This is a genomic window from Pseudomonas sp. R1-7, assembly GCF_051132105.1.
Lineage (GTDB): Bacteria > Pseudomonadota > Gammaproteobacteria > Pseudomonadales > Pseudomonadaceae > Aquipseudomonas.
This window is the reverse complement of sequence record NZ_CP071661.1, coordinates 5543340-5555804: the sequence shown is the minus strand read 5'-3', so window position 1 is coordinate 5555804 and position 12465 is coordinate 5543340. Positions and strand designations below refer to the sequence as shown.

Here is a 12465-nt window from a genome sequence, read left to right as displayed (position 1 = left end):
GCAGCGGAATTATTGGAATTGATCTATGCGCAACTGAGTGCGGCGTGGTCGAGTGCAGTATAAACAGCTGTTGCTGTAGCGCGAGTCAATTCTACGGACGGAGTTGAGCGCATGCTCTGCCGCATGTGCTACCTGAAAGAACCTTTCGGCCGGCCGCGACTCTTAGCCTGCGGGCTGGTGCTGGTTGGCATGCTGGTGATAAAACCTGAGACGCTTGCCCTCGATTCTCTAAAACCAAAAAAGGAAAATGCGGTATGACGGTTGCCCTGTGGTGTGTTTTGATCGCTTTCCTCCTGCCTTACCTGTGTATTGGCATCGCCAAGGCGGGCGGGAGATATAGGCTGCAAGATAACCACGATCCCCGGGACTTTCTCGATTCACTCGAAGGCGCTCCCCGGCGAGCCTACGCCGCGCAACTGAACAGCTTCGAGATCTCCCCGTTCTTTGCCGCCGCCGTGATCGTCGCCCACCTGGCCGGCAATGCCGAACTGGTGACCATCAACGTGCTGGCGGTGCTGTTTATCACCAGCCGCCTGCTTTACATCATTTGCTACTTGGCTGACTGGGCAATCTTGCGTTCGCTGGTGTGGTTCGTGGGGGTTGGGTTGGTCTTGAGCTTCTTCTTTGTTTCGGCCTGAGCCTGGATTTAGGTTTTTGGTGTTTTTGCTGGCCTCTTCGCGAGCAAACTCGCTCCCACAGTTGATCTGGTCGTGCACAAGTTGTGCGTCCACCAGAGCTCCCGTGGGTTTCTAGGGGTTGGCGGTCACCGCATTCGCCACCTGCGGCACCTGGGGCAACGGCATCCCCTTGGGCCACAGCATCCAGATCTGGCCTTGTTGCTTCATATCCCCGGCCAGTTGCCCGGCGGCGTCGCCCGTTCCCCAGAACAGGTCAGCCCGCACTTCGCCGGCAATCGCCCCGCCGGTGTCCTGGGCGGCGACGGGGCGGTTCAAGGCGCTGCCGTCCGGGCGAGTCGTGGATAGCCACAACAGACTGCCCAGGGGAATGACCTTGCGGTCAACCGCCACGCTGTAACCTGCGGTGAGTGGGACGTTCAACGAGCCTCTCGGGCCTTCGTTGCTGTCGGGGTTGCGGTTGAAGAATACATAACTCGGATTGCTCGCCAGCAGTTCGGGAATACGGTTCGGGTTGGCCTTGGCCCAGGCACTGATGGTGCCCATGGTCACGTCTTCCTTCTTCAGCTCACCCTGCTCGACCAGCCAGCGGCCAATGGGGCGATACGGATGGCCGTTCTGGTCGGCATAGCCGATGCGCAGTTGACGGCCATCGTCGAGGCGAATGCGTCCCGAGCCCTGGATTTGCAGGAATTGAAGGTTCATCGGGTCTGTCAGCCAGGCGATGACAGGCGCCTTCACCCCGTTGTTTTCGATGGTGGCCGCGTCGTCGTAGGGCTTGAGCACACGGCCTTCAAGGCGGCCGCGCAGGCGTTTGCCCTTGAGCTCAGGATAAATACTGTCCAGCGACACAATGATCATGTCCTCCGGAACGCCATAGACCGGCACATTGGCGGTGGCGGTCTGGGTAAGGCTGCCGGGGTAGACCGGTTCGTAGTAGCCGGTGATCAGGCCGTTGGGGCTGTTGTCCCCCGAGCGCAAACCATAGACGTCCAGGGTCTGCTTGAGGAAGCTGCGTACATCCTGTGCGGTTTGCGGCACATTCGCCGCTGCCGCGCAGGTTGGGCCCCAGGTCGGGTCGGCCTTGAGCCGCGTGCATGCGCTGCGCCATGAGCCGAAGCCGGCCAGCAAGTCCTCATCAGACACCGACGGCAGTGCTTCCCAGGGTGCGCTGACATAAGTGGCGAGGGCATGGGTCTTGGGCTCTTCGACCTTTTCACCGCGATTGCAGCCGGCCAGCAGTGCGATCAACGGCAGGGTCAACGCCAGGCGTTTGTGCCATGGCTTGAGGCGGCTATTCATGAAGATTTCCTTTGCAGTCGTCGGGTGCCTTCGCGCGCTCGACAACCCTTATTGTTGATAGGGCCATTGGTCTTTTCTGACGACCCGGGGATACTAACGGCCATTTCCAGCCCCGAGGCAAAGATGTTTGTAAGACGATTTTCCATGGCCGTGCTGGCCTGCCTGATGTTATCCGGCTGCGGTGGTGTCGATCCCAACTCCCCCCTCGGCCAACGCAAGGCTATTTTCAAGCAGATGCTCAAGACCAACGAAGAGTTGGGCGGCATGCTGCGTGGTCGTATTCCATTCGACGGTGCGCGTTTCGCCGATGGCGCGGTCAAGTTGGACCAGCTGTCTCGCGAGCCCTGGAAGCACTTCCCGCCGGTTCGTGAAGAAGACCATACCAGCGCCACGGATGAGGTCTGGCAAAAACAGGCACGCTTCCAGGAAATGGCCCACAACCTTGAGACCGCTACCGCTGATTTGGTGACGGCCAGCAAGGTCCAGCCTTACAGGGCCAGCCAGTTGGGGCCGGCGGTGCAAAAGGTCGAGGACGCCTGCAGTGCCTGTCACAAGGAGTTTCGGGATCACTGAAAACAGCTGCAAGGGTGGAGCTTATTTGTCCAACTCATTCACCGCTTCCTGCAATTCCTTGCGGGAAGCCGCCAGTTTGTCCTTGCGCTTGTTGATCCGTTCAGCGTCGCCTTTTTTCATGGCTTTTTCCAGGTCGGCCTGGCGGCGACTCACCTCATGCTTGGCCTCGAGCACCTTGGTTTCCCGCTCCTTGCGCAAGGACGCGTCCGTGCAGTGGGTGGTGACCTCATTCAGTGCTGTTTCGAGGCCCGCTTGCTGGTCCGGGTTGCCTCGCGACTTGGCCAGTTCGATCTGATTGATGATGCCCTGGCGCTTTGCCGCGCAACCGGTCAGTTCCGGGGGCTGCTCAGTCGCCATCAAAGGCGTAGCCATGACGCCACACAAGGCGAGCAGGGCAACGGGGGACAGGAAATTCATAGCAACTCCGTATAAAGACTTGCGGGCGGTCTGTGTCGATGCGCTGTTGGAACGCGTGTCCGCCCTTTGGGTTCAACCGCCCCAGGGTTGAATTAAAAACCGTCGACCCCGGCGGTGTGTAGTGTTTCTCTCAAGGCCAGCACCTGCGGGTCGCGAAAAAAAGCGCTCAGTTGCGCCGCGCGTCCCGGCCCGATGCCGGCTTCGGCTTGCCATTGTTCGGTGCTGCGCTCGGCCAGCGCCTGCCACGATCCGCCCAGCCTGGCCTGCGCTGTGGGCGGCAAGCCAAGGGCCTTGAGCCATTGGTGAAAGGGCCGCTGCCGGGCGCCGTCCAGGCTGGCAAGCAGGCGGGCGCTGCTGCGCTCCCCGAAACCGGCAATGTTAGCAAGGTCGGCGGCATCGAGGGTCAACCAATCCAGTAATCCGTCGAGTCGACCAGCGGCCAGCAGCTTTTCCCAAGTGCCAGGACCAACATGGGGAAGGTCGAGACCGTTTTTGCCGCTGAGCCAGTTCAGTCGCGCCAGAAACTGGCTTTCGCAACCGGGCGTGGGTTGCCAGCAACTCAGCGGATGGTGGTCGGCTACTGCGGGCGCGTTGACTGCCTGGCGTTCGAGGCTGCGAAGCACGACCCCATCGAGGCGCGGAATGGTCAAGCCGGCCAGGCTGATGGCGACCTGATCGCCGGGGCGAATGTCCATCTCTTCCCAGCGCTTGAGGGAGCTGACGCTTACACGGCGAATCCAGCGGTCGTCGAGTCTGATGCGTTCAAGTTCCAGGACGGGCGTGATACGCCCAGTGCGACCGATCTTGAAGTTCACCTGGCGTACTTCGGCCATTGCTTGGGCATACGGATATTTCCAGGCGACGCTCCAGTACGGCGCCCGGGCCTTCCAGCGATCGGCAGGAGGACGACGACTCTGGCGTAGAACGATTCCGTCGCTGGCAAATGGCAGCGGGGTGCGATACCAGTGGTCGCGCCACCGCTCGGCATCGGCCAGGTCCCGGACAGGTTGGTTGTAGTCGAGAGTGTCAGCGAAGCCCAGCTCACCCAGCGCAATCATACGGTCGGTCAGTGTGTCTGGCCCCCCGGGCCATTCCCAGACAAACAGGCCTATATAGATCCCGTCTTGCGTCGTCAGGTTGGTACGTGCCATCAGGCCCGCCATGGTCCCGCGGGCGTTCATGCTGCCGCGGTCGGCCTGGACGTGGGCCTCCTGGCGCCAGTACAACTCGCCCTGGACGACCAGGTCCACGGCTTGGCGCAGCCGTTGCGGGATGGCGTGTATCTTTCGTGCGTTAACGGTCCAGTCATGTCCCAGGACGCCATCGCCGCGACTGATCGCCTGGTACAGGTGGCCCTTCCGATACACCAGCGTCACCGCCACGCCATCGACTTTCGGTTGGGCCCAGACCTCCTCGCGACCGCGCAGCCAAGCACCGACGGCCTCGGCATCCTTCAGTTTTTCCAGGCCCGTATGGACGACAGGGTGGCGCACCGTTCCGCCCGCCGAGCGCAGGGCATCATCGATTACCGGAAGATTGAAGCAGCCGCGCCAATGGCTCAACTGTGTGCGGGATTGATCGTAGAGTTCGTCGGCCACCTGTGATTGGCCGAGCCGGTGATAGCTGTCGTCCCAGGTGTCGATTTGTTGCTGCAGCGCGGCGATCTCTGCACGCGCACGTTCCGTGGGCCAGTCGGGACAAGGCGCAGCCATTGCGGGTAGGGCGATGAATAAAAGACAGGCGAGTGCGTACAAAAACGGCGGCATCGAAGCATCCTTGCTTGGTTGAGTCCCTGAAGGCTAGCCACTGTGGGAAAAGTTGCGAGACCCAGAGCGTTACCGGGTTTTGCGAAACCTGAAGGCGAAGTGCGGGTGGTACAGTCCAGGGCGATTTGGTTGCGCAACTGTCCCTTGAACACGTCGATGGCCGGTGCAGAATGGACGCTCGATCCGATATGCCAGGAGTGCAACCGATGGACCTGACGACACTCGCTGTCTTCATCCCGGCCTGCTTCGCGCTGAATATGGCGCCGGGCCCGAACAACCTGCTGTCCATCAGCAATGCCTCGCGTTATGGCTTTGTCCGAGCGTGCAGCGGCGGTATCGGTCGACTGCTGGCATTTGCAATCATGATTGCCTTGGCAGCGGTGGGGCTGACGGCTGTGTTGCATACTTCGGAATTGTTATTCCTGGGCATCAAGCTGGTTGGCGCCGGCTATCTGTTTTATCTCGCCGTGCAGTTGTGGCGTGCGCATCCCGAGTCCGGGGGCGAGGCGGCGACCGTTTCCATGAGCATGGCCAGCCTGGCGCGCCAGGAGTTCCTGGTGGCGATCGGCAATCCCAAGGCAATTCTATTGTTTACCGCTTTCTTGCCGCAGTTCGTTGATCGTGCGGACACCGTCACCCAACAGTTTGCTGTATTGGGCGCGCTGTTCCTGGCCCTGGAGTGCGTGGCGATCGGCTTGTACTGCTACATGGGAATTTATGCGCGGCGACTGTTTGCACGGCCAAGCGGCAAGCGCTTGTTCAATCGGATGTGTGCGGGGCTGTTGGCGAGCGCTGCGTCGTTCTTGTTGGTGGCGCGGCGAACGTAACAGTGCCCCCCGCCATAAAGGCGAAAAAAAGCCCCTGGCGACTCTACATCGCCAGGGGCTTTTTCATCGCAGCGGGTATTACAGGCCGGCAGCGGCGCGCAGTGCGTCGGCGCGGTCGGTTTTTTCCCAGGTGAACGTGGTGAAGGTGTCGTCGCCCACGGTCTTGGTCTGCGGCGTGCGACCGAAGTGGCCGTAGGCTGCGGTGTCCTGGTACATCGGGTGCAGCAGGTCGAGCATGGTGGTGATCGCGTAAGGACGCAGGTCGAACACTTCACGCACCAGCTGGATGATCTTGTCGTCGCCAATCTTGCCGGTGCCGAAGGTATTCAGCGAGATGGACGTAGGCTGGGCGACGCCGATGGCGTAGGACACCTGGATCTCGCAGCGCTCGGCCAGGCCGGCGGCAACGATGTTCTTGGCGACATAACGACCGGCGTACGCCGCCGAACGGTCAACCTTGGATGGATCCTTGCCGGAGAACGCGCCGCCGCCGTGACGGGCCATGCCGCCGTAGCTGTCGACGATGATCTTGCGACCGGTCAGGCCGCAGTCGCCCACCGGGCCGCCGATGATGAACTGGCCAGTCGGGTTGATATGGAACTGGGTGTCCTTGGACAGCAGTTCGGCAGGCAGCACGTGCTTGACGATCAGCTCCATCACGCCTTCGCGCAGGTCCTTGTAGGACACTTCCGGGTTGTGCTGGGTCGACAGCACGACGGCGTCGATGCCAACGACCTTGCCGCCTTCATAACGGCAGGTCACTTGCGACTTGGCGTCCGGGCGCAGCCAAGGCAGCAGGCCGGATTTGCGAGCCTCGGCCTGGCGCTGGACCAATTGGTGCGAGAAGGTGATCGGGGCCGGCATCAGCACGTCGGTTTCGTTGCTGGCGTAGCCGAACATCAGGCCCTGGTCGCCCGCGCCCTGGTCTTCCGGCTTGGCGCGGTCAACGCCCTGGTTGATGTCCGGGGACTGCTTGCCGATGATGTTCATCACGCCGCAGGTCGCGCCGTCGAAGCCGACGTCGGAGCTGTTGTAGCCGATGCCCAGGATCACGTCGCGAACGATCTGTTCCAGGTCGACCCAGGCCGAAGTGGTGACTTCGCCGGCGATGATCGCCACGCCCGTTTTCACCAGAGTCTCGCACGCCACGCGGGCGAACTTGTCTTCAGCAATGATGGCGTCCAGCACCGCATCAGAAATCTGGTCGGCGATTTTGTCCGGATGCCCTTCAGACACGGACTCGGAGGTGAAAAGGGAGTATTCGCTCATCTCGATGTTTTCCTACAAGTTACCGATGGTGAGTGTCGCCAGCCGGCCGCTGAAAATGGCGGACCTGGATCTGGAAACCATTACGTAAGCCTACATAGAGGCTTTCCCCGGGCACGAGACCCGCAGCGGTGGCCCAACGGGCCAGATCGTCCTGTTCAAACCCCAGCCAGAGATCACCGCAGGCCTCCTTGGCCCAACTCTGGTTGTGGCTGCATAACTCTGTCACCAACAGGCTACCGCCCGGTTGCAGCAGGTTGGCCATGTGCTTGAGCGCATCGGCCGGTGCGGCAAAATGGTGAAGTACCATGTTCAATACAACGCAATCGGCCCGCAGGCTTACGCCGTTCAGGGCATCGGCCAGTTGCAGGCTGACATTAGCCAGGGACTCGCGCTCGCACACCTGGCGAGCCAGCTCGAGCATGGCCGGGCTGTTGTCCAGCGCCGTCACCTGGTTGAAGCGCCGCGCCAGTTCCGGCAGGAAAGCGCCGTCGCCGGGGCCGACTTCCATCGCCGTGGCGCAGGGCTCGAAGCTCAGCTTGTCGAGCAGCGCCACGACGCTATCACGGTATTGCGGCAGCCCGGCGATCAGGTCCTGCTGGGCGCGAAATTTCTCGGCGACCCGTGCGAAAAAATCCTGGCTGGCGGCGGCACGTTGCCCGTGGACCTGGGCGATGCGGTCCTGCACCTCCATCGGCAGGTCCAGTTCGTCCACCTCCTCGAGCAGCGCGGCGTGCAATTTACCGCCCAGCAAGTCGCTGTGGGGCAGGGCGCGCCGGTAGAAAATCGCGTTGCCTTCGCGCCGCGTCGCCACCAGGTCGGCCTGGGCCAGGACCTTGAGGTGATGGCTCATGCCGGACTGGCCGATGCCGAAGATCTGCGCCAGTTCCAATACCCCGAATGAGTCGTTGGCCAGGGCGCGCAATACATTGAGCCGCAACGGATCGCCGCCGGCCTTGCAAAGGGCCGCCAGCTCATCGCTGTCATCATGGCGAATGGAAGGCACGCGTAAGTTCATGGGCGGCAGTCTAGTGACGGGTCTGGCGCATCGCAAGGTCAATATCAAAAAGTTTTGATATTGGTCGATAAATGGCACTTCCTCCCATGTGCTTGACTCTATCCACCATCAGCGGAAAGGTTTCACCTGGCCGATGCGACTTTATCCGCCGCAAATATCGCCTTTGGACGAGTATCTGATTGCCCCGGGGCGGGTGGGTGAGGGAAAATGCTCGCCTTTTTTCAGTTTCGTTATTCAAAACCCAGGAGATCAGCGATGCCCAGCCGTCGTGAGCGTGCCAATGCCATTCGTGCCCTCAGCATGGATGCCGTGCAAAAAGCCAACAGCGGCCATCCCGGCGCCCCCATGGGTATGGCGGATATCGCCGAGGTGCTGTGGCGCGACTACCTCAAGCACAACCCGAGCAACCCTTCGTTCGCCGACCGTGACCGCTTCGTGCTGTCCAACGGCCACGGCTCGATGTTGATCTACTCGCTGCTGCACCTGACCGGTTATGACCTGTCGATCGATGACCTGAAGAACTTCCGCCAACTGCACAGCCGCACCCCGGGCCACCCGGAATATGGCTATACGCCTGGCGTGGAAACCACCACCGGCCCCTTGGGCCAAGGCCTGGCCAACGCCGTAGGTTTTGCCCTGGCGGAAAAAGTCCTGGCGGCGCAGTTCAATCGCCCAGGCCACGATGTTGTCGATCACCACACCTACGTGTTCCTGGGTGATGGCTGCATGATGGAAGGCATTTCCCACGAAGTCGCTTCCTTGGCCGGTACCTTGGGCCTGGACAAGCTGATCGCTTTCTACGACGACAACGGCATCTCCATCGACGGCGAAGTCGAAGGCTGGTTTACCGACGACACGCCCAAGCGTTTCGAAGCCTACAACTGGCTGGTGATCCGCAACGTCGACGGTCACGACCCGGAAGAAATCAAGATCGCCATCGAGACTGCCCGCAAGAGCGCGCAGCCAACCCTGATCTGCTGCAAGACCACCATTGGTTTCGGTTCGCCGAACAAGCAGGGCAAGGAAGACTGCCACGGCGCGCCATTGGGTGCCGAGGAAATCGCCCTGACCCGTGCCGCGCTGAAGTGGGAGCACGGTCCTTTCGAAATCCCGGCGGACATCTATGCCGAATGGGACGCCAAGGAAAAAGGCCGCGCCGCCGAAGCCGAGTGGGACCAGCGCTTTGCCGCCTATTCCGCCGAATTCCCTGAGCTGGCCAACGAGCTGGTGCGTCGCCTCAGTGGCGAACTGCCGGCCGACTTCGCCGAAAAGGCGTCTGCCTACATTGCCGAGGTTGCCGCCAAGGGCGAAACCATCGCCAGCCGCAAGGCCAGCCAGAATACCTTGAACGCCTTTGGCCCATTGCTGCCGGAACTGCTGGGCGGCTCGGCCGACCTGGCCGGTTCCAACCTGACCCTGTGGAAGGGCTGCAAAGGCGTGACGGCCGAAGACGCCAGCGGCAACTACATGTACTACGGCGTTCGCGAGTTCGGCATGAGCGCGATCATGAACGGTGTTGCCCTGCACGGCGGCCTGGTGCCTTACGGCGCGACCTTCCTGATGTTCATGGAATACGCCCGCAACGCCGTACGCATGTCGGCGTTGATGAAAAAACGCATCCTGTATGTGTTCACCCACGACTCCATCGGCCTGGGCGAAGACGGCCCGACGCACCAGCCGATCGAACAACTGGCGAGCCTGCGTTGCACGCCGAACCTGGACACCTGGCGCCCATGCGACGCCGTGGAATCGGCGGTGGCCTGGAAATACGCCATCGAGCGCAACGACGGCCCGTCGGCGCTGATCTTCTCCCGCCAGAACCTGCAGCACCAGGCCCGCGATGCCGGCCAGATCGGCGACATCAGCCGTGGCGGCTACGTGCTCAAGGATTGCATCGGCGAACCTGAGTTGATCCTGATCGCCACCGGTTCGGAAGTCGGCCTGGCCGTCCAGGCCTACGACAAGCTGACCGAGCAGGGCCGCAACGTGCGCGTGGTGTCCATGCCATGCACCAGCGTGTTCGACGCCCAGGACGCCGGCTACAAGCAAGCGGTGTTGCCGCTGCAAGTCAGTGCGCGGATCGCCATCGAGGCTGCTCACGCCGATTACTGGTACAAGTACGTGGGCCTGGAAGGCCGCGTGATCGGCATGACCACCTATGGCGAATCGGCACCTGCGTCGGCGCTGTTCGAGGAATTCGGCTTCACCCTGGACAACATCCTGGGGCAGGCTGAAGAGCTGCTGGAAGACTGATCTGTAATAGGTTGTCTGTGCTGACGCATCGCGAGCAAGCTCGCTCCCACAAGGATCCCCACCGACCCTGTGGGAGCGAGCTTGCTCGCGATAGCGGTGGTGTAAGCAATGCTGGTCTTAACGGATTCACCCGATCAGAGAACCCCCATGCCCCAACCGCGTCCCTACAAAGTTGCACTCAACGGCTACGGCCGCATTGGTCGTTGCGTCTTGCGTGCGTTGTTCGAGCGAGGGGCGAAGGCTGGGTTCGAGATTGTGGCCATCAACGATCTGGCTGACATGGCCAGCATCGAATACCTGACACGCTTTGACTCCACCCACGGCCGGTTTCCCGGCGAAGTGCGGGTCGAAGGCGACTGTCTGCATATCAATGGCGATTGCGTGAAGGTCTTGCGCAGTGCCACCCCCGAAGGCATCGATTGGGCCTCCCTGGGCGTCGATCTGGTGCTTGAATGCTCCGGCGCCTATAACACCCGCGACGATGGCCAGCGTTTTATCGCTGCGGGCGCGCCACGGGTGCTGTTCTCCCAGCCGATGGCCAGCGAAGCGGACGTGGACGCAACCATCGTCTACGGTGTGAACCAGGATTGCCTGACCGGCGAAGAGTTGCTGGTGTCCAACGCGTCCTGCACCACCAATTGCGGCGTGCCGCTGTTGCGCCTGCTGGACCAGGCCATTGGCCTGGAATACGTGTCCATTACCACGATCCACTCGGCAATGAACGACCAACCGGTGATCGACGCCTATCACCATGAGGACCTGCGGCGTACCCGCTCGGCCTTCCAGTCGGTGATTCCGGTGTCCACTGGTCTGGCGCGTGGCATAGAACGGCTGCTGCCGGAACTTGCCGGGCGAATTCAGGCCAAAGCCGTGCGGGTGCCGACGGTCAACGTGTCCTGCCTCGACATCACGATGCAGACCGTGAGCGATACCGACGCCACCGAGGTCAACCGGATCCTGCGTGAAGCCGCCACCAGTGGCCCGCTCAAAGGCCTATTGGCCTATACCGAGTTGCCTCATGCCAGCTGTGATTTTAACCACGATCCACATTCGGCCATCGTCGATGCCAGCCAGACCCGCGTTTCCGGGCCGAGGCTTGTGAATATCCTGGCCTGGTTCGACAACGAATGGGGTTTTGCCAATCGAATGCTGGACGTTGCCGAGCACTACCTGCAAACAGCTTCCAATAAACCTGCTCTCTAAACAGTTACCCAGGAATTGCGACCCATGACCGTGTTGAAGATGTCCGACCTCGATCTGCAAGGTAAGCGCGTACTGATCCGCGAAGACCTCAACGTCCCCGTCAAGGACGGTGTCGTCACCAGCGACGCGCGCATCCTGGCCTCGCTGCCGACCATCAAGCTGGCCCTGGAAAAAGGCGCTGCGGTGATGGTCTGTTCTCACCTGGGCCGTCCGACCGAGGGCGAGTTCTCGGCGGAGAACAGCCTCAAGCCTGTCGCCGACTACCTGAGCAAGGCCCTGGGCCGCGACGTGCCGCTGGTCGCCGATTACCTGGGTGGTGTCGACGTCAAGGCTGGCGATGTCGTGCTGTTCGAAAACGTGCGCTTCAACAAGGGCGAGAAAAAGAACGCCGATGAACTGGCCCAGCAATATGCCGCCCTGTGCGACGTGTTCGTGATGGACGCCTTCGGCACCGCTCACCGCGCCGAGGGCTCGACTCATGGCGTGGCGAAGTTCGCCAAAGTCGCTGCCGCAGGTCCACTGTTGGCCGCCGAACTGGATGCGCTGGGCAAGGCCCTGGGTTCTCCCGCCCAGCCGATGGCGGCCATCGTTGCCGGCTCCAAGGTGTCAACCAAGCTGGACGTGCTCAACAGCCTGAGCCAGGTCTGCAACCAGTTGATCGTCGGGGGTGGCATTGCCAACACGTTCCTTGCCGCCGCTGGCCATCCGGTCGGCAAATCGCTGTATGAGCCGGACCTGCTGGACACCGCTCGTGAAATCGCTTCCAAGGTCAGCGTACCGCTGCCGGTGGATGTGGTGGTCGCCAAGGAGTTCGCTGAAAGCGCCGCCGCTACCGTCAAGCTGATCGCCGATGTGGCCGAAGACGACATGATCCTCGACATTGGTCCGCAAACTGCAGCCAATTTCGCCGAACTGCTGAAATCCTCCCAGACCATCCTGTGGAACGGTCCGGTCGGTGTCTTCGAATTCGACCAGTTCGGCAACGGCACCAAGGTACTGGCCCAGGCCATTGCCGAGAGCGCTGCGTTTTCCATCGCGGGCGGCGGCGACACCCTGGCGGCTATCGATAAATATGGCGTGGCCGAGCAGATCTCCTACATTTCTACCGGCGGTGGCGCGTTCCTCGAATTCGTCGAGGGCAAAGTGTTGCCAGCCGTGGAAGTCCTGGAAAGCCGGGCCAAGGCCTGAGGCGACGTTGACCAGGC

The 12465-nt window shown here is 61.5% G+C and carries 11 protein-coding genes; 6 read left to right on the top strand and 5 right to left on the bottom strand.

The annotated features are described in order from the left end of the window. Positions 1 to 254: 254 nt before the first annotated feature. On the top strand, positions 255 to 638 hold the full coding sequence (locus tag J3P79_RS25065) for an MAPEG family protein (RefSeq protein WP_045157182.1): 384 nt from the start codon (positions 255 to 257) through the stop codon (positions 636 to 638). Between the two features lie 111 nt (positions 639 to 749). On the opposite strand, the gene mltA is transcribed toward J3P79_RS25065, so the two are convergent. Then, positions 750 to 1937: a murein transglycosylase A gene (gene mltA, locus J3P79_RS25060; protein WP_434606479.1), complete on the bottom strand. Its 1188-nt coding sequence runs from the start codon at positions 1935 to 1937 to the stop codon at positions 750 to 752. A 123-nt stretch (positions 1938 to 2060) separates the two neighbouring features. Here mltA and J3P79_RS25055 point away from each other — a divergent pair, with 123 nt between their 5' ends. Then, positions 2061 to 2510, top strand: coding sequence for a c-type cytochrome (locus tag J3P79_RS25055; RefSeq protein ID WP_434606476.1), 450 nt, complete (start codon positions 2061 to 2063; stop codon positions 2508 to 2510). A 21-nt stretch (positions 2511 to 2531) separates the two neighbouring features. On the opposite strand, the gene J3P79_RS25050 is transcribed toward J3P79_RS25055, so the two are convergent. After that, the gene (locus J3P79_RS25050) at positions 2532 to 2927 is read right to left on the bottom strand and encodes a DUF1090 domain-containing protein (protein ID WP_434606475.1); all 396 of its coding nucleotides are present in this window, start codon (positions 2925 to 2927) and stop codon (positions 2532 to 2534) included. A gap of 92 nt (positions 2928 to 3019) precedes the next feature. Further along, positions 3020 to 4693 (bottom strand): NAD-dependent DNA ligase LigB, encoded by a 1674-nt coding sequence (gene ligB, locus J3P79_RS25045; RefSeq protein ID WP_434606473.1) that lies wholly within the window; start codon positions 4691 to 4693, stop codon positions 3020 to 3022. 206 nt (positions 4694 to 4899) lie between these two features. On the opposite strand from ligB, the gene J3P79_RS25040 reads away from it, so the two are divergent. Next, positions 4900 to 5520 (top strand): LysE family translocator, encoded by a 621-nt coding sequence (locus J3P79_RS25040; RefSeq protein ID WP_434606470.1) that lies wholly within the window; start codon positions 4900 to 4902, stop codon positions 5518 to 5520. A 78-nt stretch (positions 5521 to 5598) separates the two neighbouring features. On the opposite strand, the gene metK is transcribed toward J3P79_RS25040, so the two are convergent. Together metK and J3P79_RS25030 are read right to left on the bottom strand one after the other, a co-directional pair. After that, the gene (metK, locus tag J3P79_RS25035) at positions 5599 to 6789 is read right to left on the bottom strand and encodes a methionine adenosyltransferase (protein ID WP_030137860.1); all 1191 of its coding nucleotides are present in this window, start codon (positions 6787 to 6789) and stop codon (positions 5599 to 5601) included. 19 nt (positions 6790 to 6808) lie between these two features. Further along, positions 6809 to 7804 carry an ArsR/SmtB family transcription factor gene (locus tag J3P79_RS25030; RefSeq protein WP_434606467.1) on the bottom strand — a complete coding sequence of 332 codons (996 nt, stop codon included), beginning with the start codon at positions 7802 to 7804 and terminating at the stop codon, positions 6809 to 6811. 255 nt (positions 7805 to 8059) lie between these two features. Here J3P79_RS25030 and tkt point away from each other — a divergent pair, with 255 nt between their 5' ends. The 3 genes from tkt to J3P79_RS25015 all read left to right on the top strand — a co-directional run bounded on the left by tkt (position 8060) and on the right by J3P79_RS25015 (position 12448). Next, a complete protein-coding gene (gene tkt, locus J3P79_RS25025) occupies positions 8060 to 10057 on the top strand; it encodes a transketolase (protein WP_434606464.1) in 1998 nt (665 codons plus the stop codon). A 147-nt stretch (positions 10058 to 10204) separates the two neighbouring features. Then, complete coding sequence (gene epd, locus J3P79_RS25020; protein ID WP_030137857.1) at positions 10205 to 11260, top strand: erythrose-4-phosphate dehydrogenase; 1056 nt, start codon at positions 10205 to 10207, stop codon at positions 11258 to 11260. 24 nt (positions 11261 to 11284) lie between these two features. Beyond that, on the top strand, positions 11285 to 12448 hold the full coding sequence (locus tag J3P79_RS25015; protein ID WP_434606461.1) for a phosphoglycerate kinase: 1164 nt from the start codon (positions 11285 to 11287) through the stop codon (positions 12446 to 12448). Positions 12449 to 12465 lie beyond the last annotated feature (17 nt).